The sequence below is a fragment of the Streptomyces sp. NPDC059443 genome (assembly GCF_042750105.1).
Lineage (GTDB): Bacteria > Actinomycetota > Actinomycetes > Streptomycetales > Streptomycetaceae > Streptomyces.
Genome location: NZ_JBHYVM010000001.1, coordinates 72,538 through 96,815, shown reverse-complemented (window position 1 = coordinate 96,815; position 24,278 = coordinate 72,538). Strand labels below are relative to the sequence as shown.

General features: G+C 69.0%; 23 protein-coding genes and 2 tRNA genes. 17 read left to right on the top strand and 8 right to left on the bottom strand.

Features of this window, described 5'->3' with window-relative positions:
• Positions 1-21 precede the first annotated feature (21 nt).
• Genes ACFXDJ_RS00440 through rpmH form a run of 5 tightly spaced genes read right to left on the bottom strand, consistent with a single transcriptional unit; the run spans position 22 to position 2,469 of the window.
• Positions 22-531 (bottom strand): R3H domain-containing nucleic acid-binding protein, encoded by a 510-nt coding sequence (locus ACFXDJ_RS00440; protein WP_330297441.1) that lies wholly within the window; start codon positions 529-531, stop codon positions 22-24.
• Positions 532-546: 15 nt separating this feature from the next.
• Entirely contained in the window at positions 547-1,653 is a 1,107-nt protein-coding gene (yidC, locus tag ACFXDJ_RS00435) for a membrane protein insertase YidC (RefSeq protein ID WP_384649456.1), read from the bottom strand.
• Positions 1,654-1,656: 3 nt separating this feature from the next.
• Complete coding sequence (yidD, locus tag ACFXDJ_RS00430) at positions 1,657-1,938, bottom strand: membrane protein insertion efficiency factor YidD (protein ID WP_150258252.1); 282 nt, start codon at positions 1,936-1,938, stop codon at positions 1,657-1,659.
• Positions 1,935-2,309, bottom strand: coding sequence for a ribonuclease P protein component (rnpA, locus tag ACFXDJ_RS00425; protein WP_384649460.1), 375 nt, complete (start codon positions 2,307-2,309; stop codon positions 1,935-1,937). Before rnpA ends, yidD begins: the two co-directional genes overlap by 4 nt.
• Before the next feature lie 22 nt (positions 2,310-2,331).
• Positions 2,332-2,469, bottom strand: a complete 138-nt coding sequence (gene rpmH, locus ACFXDJ_RS00420; protein WP_008741645.1) for a 50S ribosomal protein L34 — start codon at positions 2,467-2,469, stop codon at positions 2,332-2,334.
• Here rpmH and dnaA point away from each other — a divergent pair.
• From dnaA to ACFXDJ_RS00365, 11 genes are all read left to right on the top strand, one after another.
• Complete coding sequence (gene dnaA / locus ACFXDJ_RS00415) at positions 2,456-4,651, top strand: chromosomal replication initiator protein DnaA (RefSeq protein ID WP_384847402.1); 2,196 nt, start codon at positions 2,456-2,458, stop codon at positions 4,649-4,651. The two genes, rpmH and dnaA, sit on opposite strands and share 14 nt — an antisense overlap.
• A gap of 890 nt (positions 4,652-5,541) precedes the next feature.
• Positions 5,542-6,672 (top strand): DNA polymerase III subunit beta, encoded by a 1,131-nt coding sequence (gene dnaN, locus ACFXDJ_RS00410; RefSeq protein ID WP_330297445.1) that lies wholly within the window; start codon positions 5,542-5,544, stop codon positions 6,670-6,672.
• Between the two features lie 190 nt (positions 6,673-6,862).
• Positions 6,863-7,738, top strand: coding sequence for a phosphogluconate dehydrogenase (NAD(+)-dependent, decarboxylating) (gnd, locus tag ACFXDJ_RS00405; RefSeq protein WP_384649465.1), 876 nt, complete (start codon positions 6,863-6,865; stop codon positions 7,736-7,738).
• A 95-nt stretch (positions 7,739-7,833) separates the two neighbouring features.
• Positions 7,834-8,982 (top strand): DNA replication/repair protein RecF, encoded by a 1,149-nt coding sequence (recF, locus tag ACFXDJ_RS00400; protein ID WP_384649467.1) that lies wholly within the window; start codon positions 7,834-7,836, stop codon positions 8,980-8,982.
• Between the two features lie 110 nt (positions 8,983-9,092).
• Complete coding sequence (locus ACFXDJ_RS00395) at positions 9,093-9,590, top strand: DUF721 domain-containing protein (protein ID WP_384649469.1); 498 nt, start codon at positions 9,093-9,095, stop codon at positions 9,588-9,590.
• A gap of 446 nt (positions 9,591-10,036) precedes the next feature.
• Positions 10,037-12,091 (top strand): DNA topoisomerase (ATP-hydrolyzing) subunit B, encoded by a 2,055-nt coding sequence (gyrB, locus tag ACFXDJ_RS00390; protein ID WP_384649471.1) that lies wholly within the window; start codon positions 10,037-10,039, stop codon positions 12,089-12,091.
• Between the two features lie 40 nt (positions 12,092-12,131).
• Complete coding sequence (gene gyrA, locus ACFXDJ_RS00385) at positions 12,132-14,765, top strand: DNA gyrase subunit A (RefSeq protein WP_384649473.1); 2,634 nt, start codon at positions 12,132-12,134, stop codon at positions 14,763-14,765.
• Between the two features lie 2 nt (positions 14,766-14,767).
• A complete protein-coding gene (locus ACFXDJ_RS00380) occupies positions 14,768-15,418 on the top strand; it encodes a DUF3566 domain-containing protein (protein WP_384847399.1) in 651 nt (216 codons plus the stop codon).
• 107 nt (positions 15,419-15,525) lie between these two features.
• A tRNA-Ile gene (locus ACFXDJ_RS00375) sits at positions 15,526-15,599 on the top strand.
• 157 nt (positions 15,600-15,756) lie between these two features.
• The gene (locus ACFXDJ_RS00370) at positions 15,757-15,891 is read left to right on the top strand and encodes a DLW-39 family protein (protein WP_208809277.1); all 135 of its coding nucleotides are present in this window, start codon (positions 15,757-15,759) and stop codon (positions 15,889-15,891) included.
• A 163-nt stretch (positions 15,892-16,054) separates the two neighbouring features.
• A complete protein-coding gene (locus ACFXDJ_RS00365) occupies positions 16,055-17,392 on the top strand; it encodes a hypothetical protein (protein WP_384649475.1) in 1,338 nt (445 codons plus the stop codon).
• Between the two features lie 14 nt (positions 17,393-17,406).
• Here the strand turns inward: ACFXDJ_RS00365 and ACFXDJ_RS00360 are convergent, their stop codons facing one another.
• Both ACFXDJ_RS00360 and ACFXDJ_RS00355 read right to left on the bottom strand, forming a co-directional pair.
• Positions 17,407-18,570, bottom strand: coding sequence for a serine/threonine-protein kinase (locus ACFXDJ_RS00360; RefSeq protein WP_384649477.1), 1,164 nt, complete (start codon positions 18,568-18,570; stop codon positions 17,407-17,409).
• A 46-nt stretch (positions 18,571-18,616) separates the two neighbouring features.
• The gene (locus tag ACFXDJ_RS00355; RefSeq protein WP_384649479.1) at positions 18,617-19,168 is read right to left on the bottom strand and encodes a helix-turn-helix domain-containing protein; all 552 of its coding nucleotides are present in this window, start codon (positions 19,166-19,168) and stop codon (positions 18,617-18,619) included.
• Positions 19,169-19,328: 160 nt separating this feature from the next.
• Here ACFXDJ_RS00355 and ACFXDJ_RS00350 point away from each other — a divergent pair.
• Positions 19,329-19,401, top strand: a tRNA-Ala gene (locus ACFXDJ_RS00350).
• Between the two features lie 61 nt (positions 19,402-19,462).
• Here ACFXDJ_RS00350 and ACFXDJ_RS00345 read toward each other — a convergent pair.
• Positions 19,463-20,443 (bottom strand): hypothetical protein, encoded by a 981-nt coding sequence (locus ACFXDJ_RS00345; RefSeq protein ID WP_384649481.1) that lies wholly within the window; start codon positions 20,441-20,443, stop codon positions 19,463-19,465.
• A gap of 241 nt (positions 20,444-20,684) precedes the next feature.
• Between ACFXDJ_RS00345 and ACFXDJ_RS00340 the strand changes: the two genes are divergently transcribed.
• The 5 genes from ACFXDJ_RS00340 (at position 20,685) to ACFXDJ_RS00320 (ending at position 24,236) form a co-directional block, all read left to right on the top strand.
• Complete coding sequence (locus ACFXDJ_RS00340) at positions 20,685-20,852, top strand: hypothetical protein (protein ID WP_384649483.1); 168 nt, start codon at positions 20,685-20,687, stop codon at positions 20,850-20,852.
• A gap of 245 nt (positions 20,853-21,097) precedes the next feature.
• The gene (locus ACFXDJ_RS00335; protein WP_384649485.1) at positions 21,098-22,048 is read left to right on the top strand and encodes a 2-dehydropantoate 2-reductase; all 951 of its coding nucleotides are present in this window, start codon (positions 21,098-21,100) and stop codon (positions 22,046-22,048) included.
• 1 nt (position 22,049) lies between these two features.
• A complete protein-coding gene (locus tag ACFXDJ_RS00330; RefSeq protein WP_384649487.1) occupies positions 22,050-23,087 on the top strand; it encodes an NAD(P)/FAD-dependent oxidoreductase in 1,038 nt (345 codons plus the stop codon).
• Positions 23,088-23,128: 41 nt separating this feature from the next.
• Positions 23,129-23,425 carry a 2Fe-2S iron-sulfur cluster-binding protein gene (locus tag ACFXDJ_RS00325; RefSeq protein ID WP_384649489.1) on the top strand — a complete coding sequence of 99 codons (297 nt, stop codon included), beginning with the start codon at positions 23,129-23,131 and terminating at the stop codon, positions 23,423-23,425.
• A 46-nt stretch (positions 23,426-23,471) separates the two neighbouring features.
• Complete coding sequence (locus ACFXDJ_RS00320) at positions 23,472-24,236, top strand: hypothetical protein (protein WP_384649491.1); 765 nt, start codon at positions 23,472-23,474, stop codon at positions 24,234-24,236.
• Positions 24,237-24,278 lie beyond the last annotated feature (42 nt).

Below are 24,278 nucleotides of genomic sequence, written 5' to 3'. Positions count from 1 at the left end.
CCGAACACTCAAAGCTTCCGATCAGGCCGGGAGCACAACGACGAAGCGCTGCGGCTCCTCGCCCTCGGACTCGCTGCGCAGGCCGGCGGCCGCCACGGCGTCGTGGACGACCTTCCGCTCGAAGGGGGTCATCGGAGCCAGCTTCAGGGGCTCGCCCGAAGCCTTCACGTCCTCGGCCGCCTTGGCACCGAGCACCGCGAGCTCCTCGCGCTTCTTCGCGCGGAACCCGCCGATGTCCAGCATCAGCCGGCTGCGGTCCCCGGTCTCGCGGTGCACCGCGAGACGGGTCAGCTCCTGCAGAGCCTCCAGCACCTCACCGTCACGGCCCACGAGCTTCTGCAGGTCGCGCGCGGATTCGCTGACGATGGAGACCGAGGCGCGGTCCGCCTCGACGTCCATGTCGATGTCGCCGTCCAGGTCGGCGATGTCCAGCAGACCCTCAAGGTAGTCGGCCGCGATCTCACCCTCCTGCTCCAGGCGGGTCAGGGTGTCGCCACTCTCAGCGGCGGCGGTGGTGGTGCCTTCCGTCACGGGAGGGACTCCTTCTTACTTCTTGGGAGAGGGCTTGCTGGGGGGCGTCTGGCGCTGCGACTTCGACTGCCGCTTGGGCTGCTGCCGCTTCTGGAGCGGGCTGCCGGCGGCATCGGCGTCGGCGGTGGCCTCGACGCTCTTGATCACGGAGCCGTCTTCCTGCGCGGCCATGCCCTGCTTGGTCAGGGCCGTGATGAACTTGCGCTCGTTGTCGTTGCGGTCCGCGCCCTTGGCCACGATCGCCGCGACGATCTTCTTCTTGCCCCGGCCCTTGATCTCGCCGTGCGAGCTGACGTGCTTCAGCAGGCGGGTCAGGTACTGGTCCTGGGCCTTGCTTCCGGGGGTCGGGTTCTGGTTGATCACGTACATCTGCTGACCCATGGTCCACAGGTTCGTGGTCAGCCAGTAGACGAGAACGCCGACGGGGAAGTTGATGCCCATGAACGCGAAGATCAGGGGGAAGACGTACATCAGCATCTTCTGCTGCTGCATGAACGGCGTCTTGACCGAGAGGTCGACGTTCTTCTGCATCAGCTGACGCTGGGTGTAGAACTGCGACAGCGACATCATGACGATCATGACGGCGGTGACCACACGCACGTCGGTGATCGTGGCGCCCAGAGCGGCGACCTTGTCGGAGCTGTCCATGAACTTGGAAGCCAGCGGGGCGCCGAAGATGTGCGCGTTACGGGCACTCTCCAGCAGCGGGCCGTCGATCTCGCCGATCGGCTTGCCGTTGGCGATGCCGGCGAGCACGTGGTAGAGCGCGAAGAAGAACGGGGACTGCGCCAGGATGGGAAGGCACGAGGAGAGCGGGTTGGTACCCGTCTCCTTGTACAGCTTCATCATCTCTTCGGACTGGCGCTGCTTGTCGTTCTTGTAGCGCTCCTGGATCGCCTTCATCTTCGGCTGGATCGCCTGCATGCCGCGCGTCGACTTGATCTGCTTCACGAAGAGCGGGATCAGGAGGATACGGATACAGATCACCAGGGAGACGATGGAGAGGCCCCAGGCCCAACCACTGTCCGCGCCGAACATCGCCCCGTAGACCTTGTGGAACTGAACGATGATCCACGAGACGGGCGTGGTGATAAAGCTGAACAAACTGGCAAGCGTGTCCACTAATCAGGCTCCTTGAGCATTGCGAGATCGACGCAACGCACTGCGCAGCTGCTCGTGCCAACGCGGGCGTTTACGGGCTGGGACATGATCCACACCGCCCGGGGACCACGGATTGCACCGCAGGATCCGCCAGGCGGTCAGAGCCGTCCCCTTCACCGCACCATGCCGGTCGATGGCCGTGTACCCGTAGTGCGAACACGAGGGGTAGTAGCGGCACACCGGCCCGAGCAGCGGACTGATGGTCCACTGGTACAGCTTGATCAATGCGAGCAGCGGGTACTTCATCGAGCCACGCCTCCCAAGAGCCGCAGCAGCGCGGCATCAAGGTCCCGGGCCAGCTCGTCGAGACCGGCATCACCCGCTCCGGGCAGAGCCCGTACCACCATCAGGCTACCTGCGGGCAGCTGGGACAGCCGCTCGCGGACGAGATGGCGCAAACGGCGCTTGACCCGGTTGCGTACGACGGCACCGCCGACAGCTTTGCTGACGACGAAACCCGCACGCGTCGAGGGATGGATCTCCCCCGGCTCGTGCGGGTCCGTTGCACCGCTTGTACGTAGGTGGACGACGAGGAGCGGGCGACCAGCCCGACGACCTCGACGTACCGCGCTCGCGAAGTCCTCGCGCCGCCTCAGCCGATTTTCGGGAGACAGCACGACGTCACGATCCGCCCGTCAGTTACGCGGAAAGGGCGGCGCGGCCCTTGCCACGACGGTTCGCGAGGATGGCGCGACCGGCACGGGTACGCATCCGCAGGCGGAAGCCGTGGGTCTTGGCACGACGGCGGTTGTTCGGCTGGAAGGTGCGCTTGCTCACTCGGGGGCTCCAGAGAATAAATCGTTGTGGCGGGACATCGCCTGGCTGTCACCGTGCGCCCACGAGGAGAAAACTCGCGTGTTCGCCCGAGTGGCACCGCAAAACGATCACGATTCGTGATCTTCGCCCATCGGTAGGCAGGCGGCAGCAGCCATCGACAACTCGACCTCGTTACGGTACGCGCGGCTACGCCATCCGGTCAAACCGAGCCGACGGGGCCCCACACTGTGCACAGGCTGTGGACAACGACTTGAACCGTACCCGTCGGCCTGACTACCGTTGCCTGACCCCGGATTTTTTGTCCCGACCGTCCCAAAGAACCACACATTCGTGGGACCCCTGTGAGAGAGCGTGCTCTGTGGCTGACGTACCTGCCGATCTTGCCGCAGTGTGGCCAAGGGTGCTCGAAAAGCTCCTCGGGGAGGGTCAGAACAGCATCGAGCCCAAGGACAAGCAGTGGGTCGAACGGTGCCAGCCCCTGGCACTCGTAGCCGACACCGCCCTGCTCGCCGTCCCCAACGAGTACGGCAAGCGCATCCTCGAAGGCCGCCTCGCCCCGCTCATCAGCGATGCCCTCAGCCGGGAGTGCGGGCGTCCGATCCGGATCGCCATCACCGTCGACGACTCCGCCGGCGAACCCGCGCCCCAGGCACAGAGCGGGCCGTCGGGGCACGACTCCTACGAGCCCTACGGCGGCCAGCGCCCCGGCGGTCACACCGGACCCGGAGGCCACACCGGCCCCGGCCCCTCCGACGACGACCGGCTCCCCACGGCCCGCCCCGCCTACCCGGACTACCAGCAGCAGCGCCCCGAGCCCGGCGCCTGGCCCCGCGGCGGCCAGCAGGACGACTACGGCTGGCAGCAGCCCCGCCTCGGCGGCTTCCCCGAGCGCGACCCGTACGCCTCCCCGCAGCCGGGCTACCTCCAGCAGTCCGAGCCCTCCTCCTACGACCAGGGCTCCTACGAACCCCAGAAGTACGAGCAGCAGAAGTACGAGCAGCAATCGCGCCAGCAGTACGAGGGCCAGCAGCAGCGCCAGTCCCATCAGTACGAGCAGCAGCAGTACGAACAGCCGGCCCCGCGCCCGGCGCCCAGCCGGCCCGCGCCCTCGGCCCCGTCCGGCGGTTCGACCTCCGGCCCGCTGGAGCCGACCGCCCGGCTGAACCCCAAGTACCTCTTCGACACCTTCGTCATCGGCGCGTCCAACCGCTTCGCGCACGCCGCCGCGGTGGCCGTCGCCGAGGCGCCGGCGAAGGCGTACAACCCCCTGTTCATCTACGGGGAGTCGGGCCTCGGCAAGACGCACCTGCTGCACGCCATCGGGCACTACGCGCGGAGCCTCTACCCCGGCACCCGGGTGCGGTACGTGAGCTCCGAGGAGTTCACCAACGAGTTCATCAACTCGATCCGCGACGGCAAGGGCGACGCGTTCCGCAAGCGCTACCGCGAGATGGACATCCTGCTCGTCGACGACATCCAGTTCCTCGCGAGCAAGGAGTCGACGCAGGAGGAGTTCTTCCACACCTTCAACACGCTCCACAACGCCAACAAGCAGATCGTGCTGTCCTCCGACCGGCCGCCCAAGCAGCTCGTCACTCTGGAGGACCGGCTCCGCAACCGCTTCGAGTGGGGCCTGATCACCGACGTCCAGCCGCCCGAGCTGGAGACCCGTATCGCGATCCTGCGCAAGAAGGCCGTCCAGGAGCACCTCAACGCCCCGCCGGAGGTCCTGGAGTTCATCGCCTCCCGCATCTCGCGCAACATCCGCGAGCTGGAGGGGGCGCTGATCCGGGTCACGGCGTTCGCGAGCCTGAACCGGCAGCCGGTCGACCTGGGCCTGACCGAGGACGTCCTGAAGAACCTGATCCCCGGTGGCGAGGACAGCGCGCCCGAGATCACGGCCGGCGACATCATGGCCGCCACCGCCGACTACTTCGGGCTCACCGTGGACGACCTGTGCGGCTCCTCGCGCAGCCGGGTGCTCGTCACCGCCCGGCAGATCGCCATGTACCTGTGCCGGGAGCTCACGGACCTTTCGCTGCCCAAGATCGGGGCGCAGTTCGGCGGGCGCGACCACACCACCGTCATGCACGCGGACCGCAAGATCCGCGCTCTGATGGCGGAACGCCGCTCCATCTACAACCAGGTCACGGAGCTCACCAACCGCATCAAGAACGGCTGACGCGGGCCCCGTGAACGGGCCGTACGGGCGTCGCCGGGGGGCTTCTCAGGCCTCTAGAAACGCTTCCAGAGGGCGCTCCCGGGTCACTTCGGGGGCGCCCTTCTTCGTGCGTGCGCCTCCAACCTGTTCGAATACGCCCCCAATGGAGCAACTCATCCACAGATTGGGCGACTTTCTTCCGTCCACACCCTGGGGACGGGGTTCTCCACCCACAAGGCTATCCACAGACCCCAGCTGTGAGGCACCATCAGGGCTGGTCAGACCCCTGTGGAATTGTGAGCAACAGCTATCCACAGGCTGTGGACAGAAATTTCATCCACAGGTCCATCCACCGGGTTGTCCACCGGTGGTCCACAGCTTCCCGTGTCCTGTGCACAGGATCAGACGACTTCCCCACACCGTTGTCCACTGTTCGGCAACGAACCACCCGCTCTCACCGACCCGAGTGAAAGCGGTCACACCGAAGTCGACGTTTGGGTTGTGGAGTACTGGGGGAAACCTGGGGACACACCTGTGGAGTAGTGGGGGTCATCTGGGGATGGCCTGTGCAGAACTTTTCGTTCTCCACAGAGACACCTGGTTGTCCACCGGTGCCACCCACAGGGTGTGGGGATAAAAAACGCGGGCTGACCTGCGAAAACAGGCTTATCCACCGTTTCCACAGCCCCTACTACTACCCCCATAGAGAGTTAGCCCGGTTTCGGTTTTCAAGCAGGTCCTGTGCACAACTCGGTGGATCGCCCTCCCCGACACCTCGCTCCCGACTTGACCGCCGACAGCGACGACTGTCGGCGCCGTACGTCAGACTGGTCCCCGGCAACGGTCGAGGCATCGACGAGCCGACGACGAAGGCCGGCAGACGAGCGAGCAACAGCAGGAGGCGGTTTCCGGTGAAGATCCGGGTGGAGCGCGACGTACTCGCGGAGGCGGTGGCCTGGGCTGCCCGTAGCCTCCCGGCCCGGCCGCCGGTGCCCGTTCTCGCGGGCCTGCTGCTGAAGGCCGAGGAGGGCAAGCTGTCCCTCTCCGGCTTCGACTACGAGGTCTCGGCCCGCGTCTCCGTCGAGGCGGACGTCGAGGAGGACGGCACGGTCCTGGTCTCCGGCCGGCTGCTCGCCGACATCTGCCGCGCCCTCCCCAACCGCCCGGTGGAGATTTCCACAGACGGTGTACGGGCGACCGTGGTCTGCGGCTCCTCGCGATTCACACTCCACACCCTGCCTGTGGAGGAATACCCGGCGCTTCCGGTGATGCCCACCGCGACCGGCACGGTGCCCGGTGAGGTCTTCGCCTCCGCCGCCGCACAGGTCGCCATCGCCGCCGGCCGCGACGACACGCTGCCCGTGCTCACCGGTGTCCGCATCGAGATCGAGGGCGACCGCGTCACCCTGGCCTCCACCGACCGGTACCGCTTCGCGGTCCGCGAGTTCCTGTGGAAGCCCGAGGACCCGGAGGCCTCGGCCGTGGCCCTGGTGCCCGCCAAGACCCTCCTGGACACCGCCAAGTCGCTCACGAGCGGCGACACGGTCACCATCGCGCTGTCGGGCTCCGGCAAGGGCGAGGGCCTCATCGGCTTCGAGGGCGCCGGCCGGCGCACCACCACCCGCCTCCTCGAAGGCGACCTGCCGAAGTACCGCACGCTCTTCCCGACCGAGTTCAACTCCGTCGCCGTGATCGAGACCGCCCCGTTCGTCGAGGCCGTCAAGCGCGTCGCCCTGGTCGCCGAGCGCAACACCCCGGTCCGCCTCAGCTTCGAGCAGGGCGTCCTGATCCTGGAGGCCGGCTCCTCCGACGACGCACAGGCTGTGGAGCGCGTCGACGCGAAGCTGGAGGGCGACGACATCTCGATCGCCTTCAACCCGACCTTCCTACTGGACGGCCTGAGCGCGATCGATTCGCCGGCCGCGCAGCTCAGCTTCACCACGTCCACCAAGCCGGCGCTGCTCAGCGGCCGCCCGGCGGTCGACGCCGAGGCCGACGAGGCGTACAAGTACCTGATCATGCCGGTCCGCCTCTCCGGCTGAGTCCCCCGGACCCTTCCGAACACCGTCGGGCCCAGTCTCGCTTCCGCGGGGCCGGGCCCGACGGCGTTCCCGGCACCCGGAGTGCCCGTGGAGCCGGGGCACGCCGCCCGGCGTAGGCTCGGCACCGGGGATGTCCCCGGGCAGCGGGGAACCCCGGCACAGACGGCCACAACGCTTAAGGAACCACCTGATGGAGCTTGGTCTCGTCGGTCTCGGCAAGATGGGCGGCAACATGCGCGAGCGCATCCGCCGCGCCGGCCACACCGTCATCGGATACGACCGCAACCCGGACCTCGCCGATGTCCACAGCCTGGCGGAGCTTGTGGACAGCCTGCAGGCCCCCCGCGTGGTGTGGGTGATGGTCCCCGCGGGCGCGGCGACCCAGTCCACCGTCGACGAGCTCGCCGAGCTGCTCTCGCCCGGCGACATCGTCGTCGACGGCGGCAACTCGCGCTGGACCGACGACGAGAAGCACGCCGCCGAGCTGGCCGGCAAGGGCATCGGCTTCGTCGACTGCGGAGTCTCGGGCGGCGTCTGGGGCCTGGAGAACGGCTACGCGCTGATGTACGGCGGCGACAAGGAGCACGTCGCGGCCGTCCAGCCCGTCTTCGACGCCCTCAAGCCGGAGGGCGAGTTCGGCGCCGTGCACGCGGGCAAGGTCGGCGCCGGCCACTTCGCGAAGATGGTCCACAACGGCATCGAGTACGCCATGATGCAGGCCTACGCCGAGGGCTGGGAGCTCCTGGAGAAGGTCGACTCGGTCACCGACGTCCGCGAGGTGTTCCGGTCCTGGCAGGAGGGCACGGTCATCCGTTCCTGGCTGCTGGACCTGGCCGTGAACGCGCTGGACGAGGACGAGCACCTCCAGCAGCTGCGCGGCTTCGCGCAGGACTCGGGCGAGGGCCGCTGGACGGTCGAGGCCGCGATCGACAACGCGGTGCCGCTGCCGGCGATCACCGCGTCGCTCTTCGCGCGCTTCGCGTCTCGCCAGGACGACTCCCCGCAGATGAAGATGATCGCCGCGCTGCGCAACCAGTTCGGCGGCCACGCGGTCGAGAAGAAGTAATCCACAAGGGATCCACAGCATCCGCGGGTGCTGTGGATCCGGTTTCACAGCTCCACAGAGCAGAGCAGCAGGAAGCCGGGGGAGGTCGGCGCCGTATGCATGTTTCGCATCTCTCGTTGGCCGACTTCCGTTCGTACGTCCGGGCAGAGGTTCCCCTCGACCCGGGCGTCACGGCTTTCGTGGGCCCCAACGGCCAGGGCAAGACGAACCTGGTCGAGGCCATCGGCTACCTCGCGACCCTCGGCAGCCACCGCGTCTCCGCGGACGCCCCGCTGGTGCGGATGGGCGCCGAGCGGGCCGTCATCCGGGCCGCCGTCACCCAGGGCGAGCGCCAGCAGTTGGTCGAACTGGAGCTGAATCCCGGCCGCGCGAACCGGGCCCGGATCAACAGGTCCTCGCAGGTCAGGCCCCGGGACGTGCTGGGCATCGTCCGCACGGTGCTGTTCGCCCCCGAGGACCTGGCCCTGGTCAAGGGCGATCCGGGAGAGCGGCGCCGCTTCCTCGACGAGCTCGTGACGGCACGCTCCCCGCGCATGGCGGCGGTGCGCTCGGACTACGAGCGGGTGCTCAAGCAGCGCAACACCCTGCTGAAGTCGGCCGCGATGGCCCGCCGGCACGGCGGCCGCTCGATGGACCTGTCCACGCTCGACGTCTGGGACCAGCACCTGGCGCGCACGGGCGCGGAGCTGCTGGCCCAGCGGCTCGACCTGATCGCGACCCTGCTGCCGCTGGCCGACAAGGCCTACGAGCAGCTCGCGCCCGGCGGCGGCCCGATCGGCCTGACGTACAAGTCCTCGGCGGCCGGCGAGGCGGGCGAGGCCGTGGACGGCGGCGGGGCCCGCACCCGCGAGGCGCTCTACGAGGTACTGCTCGCCGCGATGGCCGACGTCCGCAAGCAGGAGATCGAGCGCGGTGTGACCCTGGTCGGCCCGCACCGCGACGACGCGCTGCTGCGCCTGGGCGAGCTGCCGGCCAAGGGGTACGCGAGCCACGGCGAGTCCTGGTCGTACGCGCTGGCGCTGCGGCTGGCCTCCTACGAGCTGCTGCGCTCCGAGGGCAGCGAGCCGGTGCTGATCCTCGACGACGTGTTCGCGGAGCTGGACGCGCGGCGCCGGGAACGGCTGGCGGAGCTGGTGGCGCAGGGCGAGCAGGTGCTGGTGACGGCGGCGGTCGACGACGACGTCCCGGGGGTGCTGGTCGGAACGCGGTTCGCGGTGTCCGGCGGTGAGGTGACCCGGCTGTGAACGAAGACAGGCGAAGCCAAGACAGGCCCAGCGAAGGCAAGCGCAGTGAGAGCGGACGGAGCCGAGGCGGCCCCGGCGGCCCGCAGGACGCCCAGGAGCCCGCGCGCAAGGTGCCCGAGCCCTCCGGCGTCGACCTGGCCCGCCAGGCGCTGGCGGCGGCCCGGGAGCAGGCGCGCGCCAGGGGCAGCGCGGCGACGGGCAAGAAGCGCCAGTACCAGCCGGGCCTGCGCTCGGGTGCCCGAGCCGACGGCCGGGACCCGATGCCGCTGATGGCGGCGCTGGACCGGCTGCGGACGGAGCGCGGCTGGGAGATGCCGATGGCGGTGGCGGGCGTGATGGAGCGCTGGCCGGAGATCGTCGGTCAGGACATCGCGGCGCACTGCGTGCCGGACCGGTACGAGGACCGCGAGTTGGTGGTCCGCTGCGACTCCTCGGCGTGGGCGGCGCAGCTGAAGCTGCTGGCTCCGCAGTTGGTGGCGCGGCTCAACACGGACCTGGGGCAGGGCACGGTCCGGCTGATCAAGGTCCACGGTCCGGGCGGCGGGCCGAAGCGGTACGGGCCGTTGCGGGCGCCGGGGAGCACGGGCCCGGGGGACACCTACGGGTGAGCCCGCGAGGCCCCGTACGGATGCCGCGCGAGCGGGCGTACGGGAGCCCGCGCGAGGCCCCGTACGCGAGCACGCGCCGGGCCCTGTCCGGATGCCCGCGCGAGGCCCCGCAAAGCGGTCCACGGCACCGGCCGGGGGCCCGTCGCGCACGGCTGCGCGGGTGGTGTCCCTCACGGTAGCGGGAGGTTGACAGCCCGAAGCGCTCAATGCCCGTGTGAGCCTCTTAGGGCCCCTCCCCTGATATGGGGAGTCGGAGAGAGGAGTTTCGGGGCGGCACATGAGGACTCAGGTACCGGCAAACCCCCATTCGTGTCGGTGGTACCGGTAGACTGAACAAGAATCCCGCGCCCGCGCGGGATCCAGTTGAGTAAAGCTGACCACCGCTGACAACGCAGATCGACGCAGCCGCTCCTGCTTGCATGCCTGCTGGCCCCGGAGTACGGCCTGTGCTGTGCCAGAAAGGGCGCTTCGTGGCCGATTCGGGCAACCCCAACGAGAAGAACGAGTCCGCAGCCGGGAACGGTGAGGACAAGGCATACGACGCAGGTGCCATCCAGGTCCTGGAGGGCCTGGACGCGGTCCGCAAGCGGCCCGGTATGTACATCGGCTCCACCGGTGAGCGCGGCCTGCACCACCTCGTACAAGAGGTCGTCGACAACTCCGTCGACGAGGCCATGGCCGGGCACGCGGACACCATCGACGTGACGATCCTGGCGGACGGCGGCGTGCGCGTCGTCGACAACGGCCGGGGCATCCCGGTCGGCATCGTGAAGTCCGAGGGCAAGCCGGCCGTCGAGGTCGTGCTCACGGTCCTGCACGCGGGCGGCAAGTTCGGCGGCGGCGGCTACGCCGTCTCCGGCGGTCTGCACGGCGTCGGTGTCTCCGTCGTGAACGCCCTGTCGACCAAGGTCGCGGTCGAGGTCAAGACGGACGGCTACCGCTGGACCCAGGACTACAAGCTCGGTGTCCCGACGGCGCCCCTCGCCAAGAACGAGGAGACGACCGAGACCGGCACCACGGTGACGTTCTGGGCCGACCCCGACATCTTCGAGACGACCGAGTACTCCTTCGAGACGCTGGCGCGCCGCTTCCAGGAGATGGCCTTCCTCAACAAGGGCCTGACCCTCTCCCTGACGGACGAGCGCGAGTCGGCCAAGGCGACGGTGGGCTCGGAGACGGCCGAGACCACCGACGACGACCAGCCGCGCACGGTCAAGTACCACTACGAGGGCGGCATCGTCGACTTCGTGAAGCACCTGAACGCGCGCAAGGGCGAGCTGATCCACCCGACCGTCATCGACGTCGAGGCCGAGGACAAGGAGCGCCTGCTCTCGGTCGAGATCGCGATGCAGTGGAACTCGCAGTACACCGAGGGCGTCTACTCCTTCGCGAACACGATCCACACGCACGAGGGCGGCACCCACGAAGAGGGCTTCCGCGCCGCGATGACGGGTCTGGTGAACCGCTACGCGCGCGAGAAGAAGTTCCTTCGCGAGAAGGACGACAACCTGGCCGGCGAGGACATCCGCGAGGGTCTGACCGCGATCATCTCGATCAAGCTGGGCGAGCCGCAGTTCGAGGGCCAGACGAAGACCAAGCTGGGCAACACGGAGGCCAAGACCTTCGTGCAGAAGGTCGTCCACGAGCACCTCAACGACTGGTTCGACCGGAACCCGAACGAGGCCGCGGACATCATCCGCAAGTCGATCAACGCGGCCACGGCGCGCGTCGCGGCCCGCAAGGCCCGCGACCTCACCCGCCGCAAGGGTCTGCTGGAGAGCGCTTCGCTGCCGGGCAAGCTGTCCGACTGTCAGTCGAACGACCCGACCAAGTGCGAGATCTTCATCGTCGAGGGCGACTCGGCCGGCGGCTCGGCCAAGTCCGGCCGCAACCCGATGTACCAGGCGATCCTGCCCATCCGCGGCAAGATCCTGAACGTCGAGAAGGCGCGGATCGACAAGATCCTCCAGAACACCGAGGTCCAGGCGCTGATCAGCGCCTTCGGCACCGGTGTGCACGAGGACTTCGACATCGAGAAGCTCCGCTATCACAAGATCATCCTGATGGCCGACGCCGACGTCGACGGCCAGCACATCAACACCCTGCTGCTGACCTTCCTGTTCCGCTTCATGCGGCCGCTGGTCGAGGCCGGGCACGTCTACCTCTCGCGCCCGCCGCTGTACAAGATCAAGTGGGGTCGCGACGACTTCGAGTACGCGTACTCGGACCGCGAGCGCGACGCCCTGGTCGAGCTCGGCAAGGGGCAGGGCAAGCGGATCAAGGAAGACTCGATCCAGCGCTTCAAGGGTCTGGGCGAGATGAACGCCGAGGAACTGCGCGTCACCACCATGGACGTGGACCACCGCGTGCTCGGCCAGGTCACCCTGGACGACGCCGCGCAGGCCGACGACCTGTTCTCGGTGCTGATGGGTGAGGACGTCGAAGCCCGGCGCTCCTTCATCCAGCGCAACGCCAAGGACGTTCGCTTCCTCGACATCTGAGTCGGCTCAGCTGACCGCCTGAAAGGACTTCTGACCAGCAATGGCCGACGAAATCACCCCCACTGCGGAGAACCCCGCGGAGGAGCAGCCCGTCATGCGCATCGAGCCCGTCGGGCTCGAAACCGAGATGCAGCGCTCCTATCTCGACTACGCGATGTCCGTCATCGTCTCCCGCGCGCTGCCCGACGTACGGGACGGCCTCAAGCCGGTCCACCGCCGCGTGCTGTACGCGATGTACGACGGCGGCTACCGGCCCGAGAAGGGCTTCTACAAGTGCGCCCGCGTCGTCGGCGACGTCATGGGCACCTACCACCCGCACGGTGACAGCTCGATCTACGACGCCCTGGTCCGCCTGGCCCAGCCGTGGTCGCTGCGCATGCCGCTGGTGGACTCCAACGGCAACTTCGGCTCCCCGGGCAACGACCCGGCCGCCGCGATGCGCTACACCGAGTGCAAGCTCATGCCGCTGGCCATGGAGATGCTCCGGGACATCGACGAGGAGACCGTCGACTTCACGGACAACTACGACGGCCGCAACCAGGAGCCGACGGTCCTGCCGGCGCGCTTCCCGAACCTGCTGATCAACGGCTCCGCCGGTATCGCGGTCGGCATGGCCACCAACATCCCGCCGCACAACCTGCGCGAGGTCGCGGCCGGCGCCCAGTGGGCGCTGGAGCACCCGGAGGCCTCGCACGAGGAGCTCCAGGACGCGCTCATCGAGCGGATCAAGGGCCCGGACTTCCCGTCGGGCGCCCTGGTCGTGGGACGCAAGGGCATCGAGGAGGCGTACCGGACCGGGCGCGGCTCGATCACCATGCGCGCGGTGGTGGAGGTCGAGGAGATCCAGAACCGCCAGTGCCTGGTGGTCACGGAGCTTCCGTACCAGACCAACCCCGACAACCTGGCGCAGAAGATCGCCGACCTGGTCAAGGACGGCAAGGTCGGCGGCATCGCCGACGTCCGCGACGAGACCTCTTCGCGGACCGGCCAGCGCCTGGTGATCGTCCTCAAGCGGGACGCCGTCGCCAAGGTCGTGCTGAACAACCTCTACAAGCACACCGACCTGCAGACGAACTTCGGCGCGAACATGCTGGCGCTGGTGGACGGCGTGCCGCGCACGCTGTCGATCGACGCGTTCATCCGCCACTGGGTGCAGCACCAGATCGAGGTCATCGTCCGGCGCACGCGCTTCCGCCTGCGCAAGGCGGAGGAGCGCGCCCACATCCTGCGCGGTCTGCTCAAGGCGCTGGACGCGATCGACGAGGTCATCGCCCTCATCCGGCGCAGCAACACGGTCGAGATCGCCCGCGAGGGCCTGATGGGCCTGCTGTCGATCGACGAGATCCAGGCGAACGCGATCCTGGAGATGCAGCTCCGCCGCCTCGCGGCCCTGGAGCGGCAGAAGATCGTCGCCGAGCACGACGAGCTCCAGGCCAAGATCAACGAGTACAACGCCATCCTGGCCTCGGAAGAGCGCCAGCGGCAGATCGTCAGCGAGGAACTGGCCGCCATCGTCGAGAAGTTCGGCGACGACCGGCGCTCCAAGCTGGTGCCCTTCGACGGTGACATGTCCATCGAGGACCTGATCGCCGAAGAGGACATCGTCGTCACGATCACCCACGGCGGGTACGTCAAGCGCACCAAGACCGAGGACTACCGCTCGCAGAAGCGCGGCGGCAAGGGCGTGCGCGGCACGAAGCTGAAGCAGGACGACCTGGTCGACCACTTCTTCGTGTCCACCACGCACCACTGGCTGCTGTTCTTCACGAACAAGGGCCGCGTCTACCGGTCCAAGGCGTACGAGCTCCCGGACGCCGGACGCGACGCGCGCGGGCAGCACGTGGCCAACCTGCTGGCCTTCCAGCCGGACGAGAAGATCGCCCAGATCCTCGCGATCCGCGACTACGAGGCCGCGCCCTACCTGATCCTGGCCACCAAGGGCGGCCTGGTGAAGAAGACGGCGCTCAAGGACTACGACTCGCCCCGTTCGGGTGGTGTCATCGCCATCAACCTCCGGGAGACGGAGGACGGCAGCGACGACGAGCTGATCGGCGCGGAGCTGGTGTCCGCCGAGGACGACCTGCTGCTCATCAGCAAGAAGGCGCAGTCGATCCGCTTCACCGCGACCGACGACGCGCTGCGCCCGATGGGCCGCGCCACCTCGGGCGTGAAGGGCATGAGTTTCCGCGAGGGTGACGAACTGCTCTCCATGAGCGTGGTCCGGCCCGGTACGTTCGTCTTCACCGCGACCAACGGCGGCTACGCCAAGCGGACGCCGGTGAACGAGTACCGCGTCCAGGGCCGTGGCGGCCTGGGCATCAAGGCCGCCAAGATCGTGGAGGACCGGGGCTCGCTCGTCGGTGCTCTGGTGGTCGACGAAACGGACGAGATTCTCGCCATCACGCTCGGCGGTGGTGTGATTCGTACGCGCGTCAACGAAGTTCGGGAGACCGGCCGTGACACCATGGGCGTCCAGCTGATCAACCTGGGCAAGCGGGATGCCGTCGTAGGTATCGCCCGCAACGCGGAGGCCGGTCAGGATGCTGACGAGGTCGACGACAGCGAGAACGACAGCGAGAACGAGACCGAGATCGGGACCGAGGCGGCCGTCGAAGGACAGGCAGCCGAGGCCGCCGAGGGCACGGAGCCTTCGGCTGGGGAGCACGAGGAGTAAGCGTGAGTGGAGCCACGGGCGCCGGACCGTCCAAGACTGGAGCCAACGGTGCCCGTGGCCCCGCCGCGGACTCCCAGGGGGGAACCGTGACGGAAACCCGAGGACCGCAGCCGCCTCAGTCGCCTCAGACGCAGGCCGGCCAGCAGCAGCCGCATCAGCCCTATCACCCGCCGCAGGCCTACCCGGCGCCCACGGGCGCGCCCGCCGGTGCCGGGGCGCCCCGCGGCGCCGGTGAGCCGGCGGCGCAGCGCAAGCCGCGCCCTGGGACCCGTACGGCGCCCAGGACGCGCAAGGCGCGGCTCAGGGTGGCCAAGGCCGACCCGTGGTCGGTGATGAAGGTCAGCTTCCTGCTGTCCATCGCGCTGGGCGTCTGCACGATCGTGGCGTCGGTGGTGCTGTGGATGGTCATGAACGCCATGGGGATCTTCTCCAGCGTCGGCGGCACGATCAGCGAGGCGACCGGCTCGAACGAGAGCAACGGCTTCGACCTCCAGTCGTTCCTGTCGCTGCCGCGCGTTCTGATCTTCACCTCGGTGATCTCGGTCATCGACGTGGTGCTCATGACGGCGCTGGCGACGCTCGGCTCGTTCATCTACAACCTGTCGGCGGGGTTCGTCGGCGGTGTGGAGCTGACGCTCGCCGAGGACGAGTAGACCCTCCAGGGAGGAGGCGGATGACCTGCGCAGACGGGTCGCCGCCATCGATTTTGGAGTCACCGGGTCTGTGCGCTAACCTTCAGAAGTCAGCGCGCAGCGCGGATGGGGCTATAGCTCAGTTGGTTAGAGCGCATCCCTGATAAGGATGAGGCCACAGGTTCAAATCCTGTTAGCCCCACAGTGTCGAAGACCCCCAGGCCCATGGCCTGGGGGTCTTTGTCGTAGGGCCAGTTGGCGGATTGTTTGGTGGGCCGGCAGGTCACCGATCGGTATCGGTCGGTGTGTATTGTTGGGCGCCAGAAGTCCCCTACGTCAACGAAAGACGAGGTCGCGCGGTGAAGAAGCTGCTCCTGGTCGCACTGGCCGCCATCGGCGGGCTCCTCGTGTACCGCCAGATCCAGGCGGACCGCGCCGAGCAGGACCTGTGGACGGAGGCAACTGACTCCGTGCCTTCTGGTTCCGGTGTGTGAGACCCAAGGTTGATCCCAGAGCCCCGACTGCCGCTGCGGTCGGGGCTTTGTGCTGCTCTGTGACAAAAACTTGCGGTATGCAAAATTTTGGCTTGCGCTGGCAAATTCGGGGTGGGTGGGCGTGATGGGGCGGGTACGGGGACTTCTGCCTGGGGTGGGCTGGGTGTCGGCCGGGCGTGCGGCGGGGCTCTCGGCGGGGCTTTCGGTCGGGGTGGTGGTCCTCGGGCTGGTGGCCGCGCCCGCGGCCGTGGCCGGGCCCTCGGCGGGGACCGGGGGCGGGGCCCCGGCAGGTGGCCCGGTGCCGGTCTACCGGAGCGCCGACGGGGCGAAGGCCGTGGAGGGGAAGCCCTCCAGCGCCGGTGCCCCGCTGCTGGAGGCCGGATCGCTCTACGAGGACTCGCTCGCGCCCGGGGAGCGCTTCTACCGGCTCAACCTCGACGACCGTTCCTCCGTGTACGTCTCCGCCGTCCTGCGGCCCCCTTCGGACGCCAAGGTCGGCTACGGCGACGGGGTGGAGGTGGAGGTCATGTCCCCGGACAGCCGCGCGTGCGGCAGCGGCGGCACCGGCCGGGCCGCCTTCGGCTACGACCCCGTCCCCATCAGCGCGGTGGGGGCCCGCAAACTGCAGGAGGACGCCGACTGCCAGGGCGCCGGGGTCTACTACGCCAAGGTGACCCGCACGGCGCCCAAGGACGGGAACCCGGCCGCCTGGCCGCTGGAGCTCCGGGTCCAGCGCGAACCGGGCCTCGCCTCGGGCAGCGCGCCCACCACCGCGCCCAGCGTCTGGCCCTCGGCCTCCCCGACCCTGCCGGGCACCGATCCGGCGCCGCGGGCCGGCGGCACCGGGTTCAACGACGCGCGCGCCCTGGGCGCCGGGGTGTGGAGCGACAGCCTGCGGCCCGGCCAGACCCGCTACTACCGGGTGCCGCTCGACTGGGGACAGCAGCTCGGCCTCGGCGCCGAACTCTCCGCCGCCCGGCGGACGAAGGAGTACGGCTCGGCCTCGGACGGGCTCACCGTCTCGCTCTACAGCCCCTACCGGGCCCTGGTCGACTACAAGGACGCCTCCTACGACGGCAAGCAGGCGGGCGTTTCCCTGCCGAGGACGGCGCCGGTGGCGTACGAGAACCGCTTCTCCAGCAACCGGAACGTGGAGCCCGTCCGGATGGCCGGCTGGTACTACGTCACCGTGACCATGGGTGGAAAGGTCGGGGAGTTCACCGAGGACGCGGTGCCCGTGCCGCTGACCCTGCGCCTGGACCTGATCGGCGGGGCGGGCAAGGCCCCCGCCTACGCGGAAAGCCTCGCGGTTGGCGGCTTCGGGGTCGCGGCCGAGGACCGGACCGCCGCCAAGGAGGGCACCACGGCCGTGGAGGCGGCGGCCGCCGCGGCGAACCGGTCGGTGATGCGCACGGTCGCGGGCGCCGGCTTCGGAGCCGGGACGCTGCTGCTGCTCGTACTCGGCGGCTGGGTCCTGCTGTCCAGGCGGCGGGCCGCCTGAGCCCGGCCCCGTGCCTACAGCTGGGTCAGGGCCCAGATCCCGACGGCGAAGCAGAGCAGCGCGGCGCACACGATCCCGGCGGAGACCTTCGCGGACGGCGGAGCGACGCCGCCGGTACGGGGCTGCGCGGGCGGCTGGCGGTACGCGGCCGAGGTGAGGAGGGGTTGCTGAGGGAGCGGCGTCTGGGGGAGTGGCGTCTGGGCGAGCGGCGTCTGGGCGAGCGGCGGCCGGGGGAGCGGCGGCTGGAGGTGGAAACTGCCCGTCTCCGAAGGCTCGTAGGCCGGGGCGGGGGCCGTTTCGTGCAGCTTGCGCGGAGTGAAATCGGCCGGGACCGGGCCGAGTTGGTCGAAGACCTCCACCGGATCCTCGCCCGCGGCGGGCGAGGGCAGCAGCGCCACGGCCTCGGCAAGGGCCTTGCGCGCCCCTGTGGCCGTCTTGAACCTGCTCCGGGGGTCCGGCTGAAGCAGGGCGGCCAACACGCCCCACAGCGGCTCGGGGACGCCTTCCGGCGCGCCGGGGGTCCCGTGGGTGAGGAACTGCCCCACGAGGGCCTGGGAGTCGGGCTTGCGGCCGCTCAGCAGATACAGGCCGACCAGCCCGACGGCGAACAGGTCGGCGGTGAAATCCGGTTCGGACCCGAGGAGTTGCTCGGGCGCGAGATAGCCAGGGGTGCCGACCACGAAGGCGGTCTCGGTCAGCCGGGGCTCGCCCTTGCGCATGGCGATGCCGAAGTCGGACAGCCGCAGGTGCGGCCGCCCGGTTCCAGTGGCCTCCATCAGGATGTTGGCCGGTTTGATGTCGCGGTGGACCACGCCTTCCGCGTGCACCGCCGCCAGCCCCGACAGGAGCTGGTCGAGCAGCGTGCAGACGAACCGGGGCGGCAGGGCCCCGTAGTCCCCGATCACGTGGGCGAGGGAACCGCCGGCGACGAGGTCCATGGTGAACAGGACCTTGTCGTCGTCCGCCGCCCAGCTGGCCGGGGCCAGCACGTGCGGATGATCGATGCGCAGCGCCTGCTCACGGACGAACCTCAGCAGGGTGTGGGCATCGCTCTGCAGGAGGACCTTCGCGGCGACGTACCGGCGGCGCCGGTGATCCCAGGCCCGCCATACGGCACCGGCGCCGCCGCGCCCGATCGGATCGATCAGCTCGTACCGGCCCGCGAAGACCTCACCCATCGCCGCGCCCGTCCCCCGTCGTCAGCCGCCCGTGTCAGTTCCGCTGTCAGTTCTGGTGTGCCTCGTAGTGGGCGACCGCGTCGGACGTGCGACCCGCTCCGTAGACCCGGAGGAACTCTGCCAGTTCCGGGTGGCTGGGGGCGAGGGTGTTCGCCGCGTCGATGATGTCGCCGGCCGCGGAGACCGAGCGCAGCAGCGATTGGATCTCCCGGACCACGCGCTTGACGGTGGGCGCGCCGGAACCGCCGGCCGCCTGGCCGGTGCTGTTGCTGAGGACGGAGCCTCCCTGGGTCTTCTTGATCTCGTCCATCCGGTCGGTCGCCTCCGCCGCGCTGACGCTTCCGTCGGCCACCTGGCCCGCGAGGTCCTGGAGAGCCTGGACCCGCTGGACCACGGCCGGGTTGCCGATCTTGGCCCGCTGCCCGCTCATCAGCTGGGACAGCATCGGCGCCGACAGCCCGAGGACGGCAGCGAGGCGGGCCTGGTTCAAGCCGAGGTCATCTATGAGCCGGCGGAAGAGCGCTCCGAGCGGCTCCCCGTACCAACTCCGCTGAAGTTCCCGGGCTCTGGCCGTGGCCTCTTGCTGTACTGCGTCCACTCTTACTACTCCCCTTCGCTGGTGCGAACCTCGCGAGCATCTTACGGAGAGTGGTCGTGGGGCGGGAGTCCCTATCATTTTGCGAGATGAGGGGGTACACCCGGTACTCTGTCTTGCGGAACGGTCACTCCCTCCCGGGGGACGACTGTGTCCGCGTTGAGGGGCCTTAGCTCAGTTGGTAGAGCGCTGCCTTTGCAAGGCAGATGTCAGGAGTTCGAATCTCCTAGGCTCCACTCTCAAAAAGCCCCCTGGCCTGTGGAAACACAGGTCAGGGGGCTTTTTTCGTTCCGTCGCTCATTCGTCCAGCCAGCCCGCGCGGCGGGCGTAGCTGCCGGCCTGGAAGCGGCTCTGGGCGTTCAGTTCGGCCAGCAGGTCGGTGACGTGGCGGCGGTAGGTGGTGATGGACATCGACAGCCGGCGGGCGGACATCTCGTCCTTCATTCCCGTTTCGAGCTGCCGCAGGATGGAGCGGCGCAGCTCGTCCTTGGGCGAGTTCTGCGAAACGTCCGTTCCGGGGCCGTCGAAGGGGCGGGCCGAGTCCCAGACGCTCTCCCAGGAGCGGTAGAGGTAGCGCACCATCGACGGGTCGCGCACGATGAGCGCGCCCTGGCCGCGCGGCTGCTCGGGATCGGAGATCACCGCGGTGCTCGCGTCGAACAGGAGGATGCGGTCGGGGATCTGGCCGACCGTGCGGAACTCCACGCCCAGCTTGCTCATGCGGGTCAGGTGCTGGCGCATGTAGCCGTGGGACAGAACCGAGTGCGGGTACAGGGTGCGGCACAGGATGCCCCGGCTGACGGGATCCGCGGTGCGCCCGTAGCCGTCCTCCAGCGCCTCCGGCGGTGGCACCTGGGGATGGGCGGCGAGGATCTCGACCCGGGCCGAGGCCGAGATCCGCTCCAGCGCGGTGCGGATGGCGTCGAGTGAGTTGAGGTACTCGACGGGGCCCTTCATGAAGTGGCCCTGCCATGCCTCGTCGAAGACCGGTTTCAGCGTCATCACATGGGTGCTGAGCTGGTCCGCCCGTCGGCGCAGCTGCCTGATGTCGGCCTCGATGGGCCCGACGAGGTGGGTGACCGCCACCTCGGGACTGCTGGCGAGGTATCCGGCGGAGCTGTCGGAGGGCATGCCGTCGCTCCCGGGGTTCCCGGAGTGCCGGGGGCGCAGCAGGTGGAGGGAGAGCAGGTCGCCGATGGCCGCCTCGGTCTCCTCCACCGGCAGATCCAGGTCCAGCGCGGCGAGAGTGGGGTGGATCACTCCCCGCTCCAAAGCCATGCGGTAGAGCGTTACATGCAGTTCACAAAAATCCGGAATATCGTCCGGATTATAGGATTCAGATGTCGCTTCTGCCGGATTCTTCACGATCTCGACTTCCGGTGGGGGTGAGTGGAACTCGTCTGCAACTTGTCGCCATCGGGTTGCGATGGCGTTGTGGTCAGTGCTCCGGCAAGCTGATCTCGGAGGGCAGGGGTGACGCCCTCTGAGTCAAAGTTAGATTTTGGGGAGTTGTTTCATCGTGGCCCGCATTCGCATCACTTCTGGATTCCTGCTCGCGCTTTCCCTCGCCGGTGCGATCGCATTGGCTGGATTCGCGGCAACCACCGGCAGCGACGCCGCCGTGACCAGGGCGTCCGTATCGAACCCGGTCGCCTACGACGTCATCTGGCACGCGCCGGCGGTCTGATCGGGGGGAATGCGGGAGCAGCCGTGTCCCCCATCACAGGGGGACGCGGCGGAACGTGGAATCAACAGCACATCAAAAAATCTGACGCCGCGTCAGATCGTGAATGTCTGGCCACCTGATACCTGCCCCCGTTGCGTCATAAATGCACGCGATTAACTCTGCGCTATTCGGCATGCGCGAAAGCAGGGCGCAGCCGCAATGTTTGGACTATACCAGAGGGTAGTAAGATGGGAACGGACGCTTTGATGAACAGGCAGGGCAGCGGTATCAAGGCGGCCGTCATCGGTTCCGGCGGCATTGGCGGCTACTTCGGGGCGCGGCTCGCCGCAGCCGGCCACGAGGTGCATTTCGTGGCGCGCGGCCCGCACCTCGCGGCGCTGCGGGAGTCCGGCCTGACACTGGCGGGACCCGACGGCACCTTCACGTTGCCGCGGGTCTCCGCCGCCGAGGACACCGCCTCGACCGGCCCGGTGGACCTGGTCCTGCTCGCCGTGAAGACCTGGCAGCTGGGCCCTGCGCTCCCGCTGCTGGCCCCCTTGGTCAAGCCCGGTACCGCCGTCCTGACCCTCCAGAACGGTGTCACCGCACCCGAGGAGACCGCTGCGGCCGTCGGCCGCGCCGCGGTCCTGCCCGGCATCGCGAAAGTCATCGCGCTGCTCGACGGACCCGGCCGGATCAGACACGTCGGGGGCGAGGGCTCACTCGCGTTCGGCGAGTGGGACAACCGGGACAGCGAGCGGGTACGGCGCCTGCGCGAAGTCTTCACGCAGGCGGGTGTACCCGTGACCGTGCCCGCCGACGTCTGGTCGCAGCTGTGGGCGAAGCTCCTGTTCGTCGTGCCCTTCGGCGGACTCGGCGCGGCCACCGACGCGACCATCGGTGAGCTGCGTACCCGCCCCGGCACCCGGCAGCTGCTCACCGACGGCATGGCGGAAGTCCTGCGGGTCGCCGAGGCGCACGGCATCCGACTGCCCACCGGGATCGTGGAGGACACCCTCGCCTTCGTCGACCGCCAGCCCGCTGCGGCAACCTCCTCGCTGCACCGCGACATCGCCGGCGGCCGGCCCTCCGAACTCGATGCCTGGACCGGAGCGGTCGTACGGCTCGCCGCGCAGGCCGGCATCCCCGTTCCGCTCCACGGATTCCTCCACCAGCTGCTCGCCCTGCGCGAGGCCCGCGTACGCGAGAAGGACTGAGATGACCACCCTGGCAGCCACCCCGGACCACACGAGCGACATCACCGTCATCGGCGCCGGACCGGCCGGCCTGTACGCCGCCTACTACGCCGGATTCCGCGGCCTGAGCACCACCGTCGTCGACACGCTCGCCCACCCCGGCGGGCAGGTCGCCGCGCTCTACCCGGAGAAGTTCCTGTACGACGTCGCGGGGCACCCGGCCATCAAGGGCCGCGACCTCGTCGACAACCTGCTCGCGCAGGCCGCCCCGTTCGGGCCGCGCCATCTGCTCGGGCAGACCGCCACCACCTTGACCCGGGACGGTGACGTCTGGCTGGTCGGCACGGATGCCGGCCTCCTGATACGAACCGGGGCCGTGGTGATCACCGCGGGCCTGGGCACCTTCAGCCCTCGCACCCTGGCGTGCGCCGTCCCCTACGAGGGCCGGGGCGTCGCCTACCACGTGGCCCGCCTGGACGATCACCGGGACCAGGACGTGGTCATCGTCGGCGGCGGCGACAGCGCGGTCGACTGGGCGCTCGCCCTCGCACCGCGGGCCCGCAGCGTCACCCTCGTACACCGCAGGGGCGCCTTCCGCGCCCATGAGTACAGCGTCAAGCAGCTCTACGAAGCACCTGTGGAGCTCGTCACCGACGCCCAGGTCACCTCCTGCCACGGCAGCGGACGCCTGGAGCGCGTGGAGATCACCGCGGGGGACACCGTCCTGGAGCGGCCCGCCCAGGCCCTGGTCGCCGCGCTCGGCTTCACCAGCCGGCTCGGGCCGATCGCCGACTGGGGACTGGCCCTGGAGAACCGGCAGATCTCCGTCGACCAGGCCATGCGCACCAGCCTGCCCGGGGTGTACGCCGCCGGCGACGGCTGCACCTACCCCGGCCGCGTCCCCCTGATCTCCGTCGGCTTCGGCGAGGCCGCCGCCGCGGTCAACCACGCCGCCGTGGTTCTGCGCCCGGGCACCCGCCTCGCCCCCGAACACTCCTCCGATCTCACTCCGCCCCCGTCCCCGATTCTCCTCCCGTCCGGCGTGCCGGCAGCGGGGTGAGCGACCGGCGGTCGACGAACGCCTAGGAAGCCCGAACTCCGATGATCCTCAAGAAGCTCACGCTGCAGCCGCAGGGCCTGGAGGTCATGCTGCCCGCGGGATCCCGCCTCACCGACCTCGAATACGAGATACAGCAGCGGGTCATCCCCTTCGGCTGCCGGTCGGGGGCGTGCGGCTCCTGCGTGGTCGAGGTCCTCGAAGGCGCCACGGCCCTGGGCGAACCCGACCTCGACGAACTCGACTTCCTGGAGGACCTCGGCAAGTCCGGCGGCGGCTACCGCCTGGCTTGCCAGTGTCGGCTCCTGGATACAGCGACCCTGCGCGTCGCGGACAACTAGCCCCACCACACACAACCCGCACACAACAGAAGGAACAGCCATCCCCATGACGAACCGTGTTGTCAACGTAGGTTACGAGAACCGCATCCCGTTCCTGAACGCCGCGGGCTCCGCGCAGCTGCGCGCCGACATCGACCTGCAGATCGACCAGCAGGTCCAGGACTGGTACGCGACCGTACCGCACGCCGCCCACCTCGAAGGCAAGAACGTCGACTCGGCGTACTACAAGCGCCACCTGATCGAGACGGCGTGGCGCATCCGCCTGCTGCGCGTCGCCGAGTCGAAGGCGCTGTCCGAGATCGCCAAGCGCAGCCCCGAGGCGGCGCAGATCTGGGCCAACTACGAGCAGGAGGAGATGCTCCACGACGAGCTCTTCATCGACGACCTCGCCAAGGTGGGCGTCTCCCGCGAGGAGTTCCTCGCCACCGAGCCGTACCTGTCGACGAAGCTGCTCACCGGCTACTTCTCCTACCTGCTCGACCACGAGGGCCCGCTCGGCGTCGTCGCCTACTCCTACCTGGTGGAGTACGTGAACGTGAAGCTGGAGCCGCGCAAGCTCGTCGCGCTCAAGGAGTCCGTCGGCGAGGGCAACCTGGGCGGCCAGATCAGCCACTCGCACACCGACATCAACGACGACCACCCGGGCGAGGTCTGGGCCGCGCTGCGCTTCCTGATCCGCAGCGACGAGGACATCGCCTCGCTGCGCACCTACCTGCAGGAGCACCAGTCGATCCTGGCCCTGTACTACAAGGAGCTCTACGAGGACACGATCCTCGGCGCGGAGCAGGCCGCGGAGCCCGTAGCCGTCTGACGTCGGCCCCACCGGGACACGGCGGGCGGAGTCCCCTGCCGC

Coding starts and splice junctions, on each gene's coding strand:
- yidD (WP_150258252.1), bottom strand. CDS start 1,938: ATGAAGTACCCGCTGCTCGCATTGATCAAGCTGTACCAGTGGACCATC.
- gnd (WP_384649465.1), top strand. CDS start 6,863: ATGGAGCTTGGTCTCGTCGGTCTCGGCAAGATGGGCGGCAACATGCGC.
- recF (WP_384649467.1), top strand. CDS start 7,834: ATGCATGTTTCGCATCTCTCGTTGGCCGACTTCCGTTCGTACGTCCGG.
- gyrA (WP_384649473.1), top strand. CDS start 12,132: ATGGCCGACGAAATCACCCCCACTGCGGAGAACCCCGCGGAGGAGCAG.
- ACFXDJ_RS00360 (WP_384649477.1), bottom strand. CDS start 18,570: ATGGGTGAGGTCTTCGCGGGCCGGTACGAGCTGATCGATCCGATCGGG.
- ACFXDJ_RS00345 (WP_384649481.1), bottom strand. CDS start 20,443: ATGGCTTTGGAGCGGGGAGTGATCCACCCCACTCTCGCCGCGCTGGAC.
- ACFXDJ_RS00335 (WP_384649485.1), top strand. CDS start 21,098: ATGAACAGGCAGGGCAGCGGTATCAAGGCGGCCGTCATCGGTTCCGGC.
- ACFXDJ_RS00330 (WP_384649487.1), top strand. CDS start 22,050: ATGACCACCCTGGCAGCCACCCCGGACCACACGAGCGACATCACCGTC.
- ACFXDJ_RS00325 (WP_384649489.1), top strand. CDS start 23,129: ATGATCCTCAAGAAGCTCACGCTGCAGCCGCAGGGCCTGGAGGTCATG.
- ACFXDJ_RS00320 (WP_384649491.1), top strand. CDS start 23,472: ATGACGAACCGTGTTGTCAACGTAGGTTACGAGAACCGCATCCCGTTC.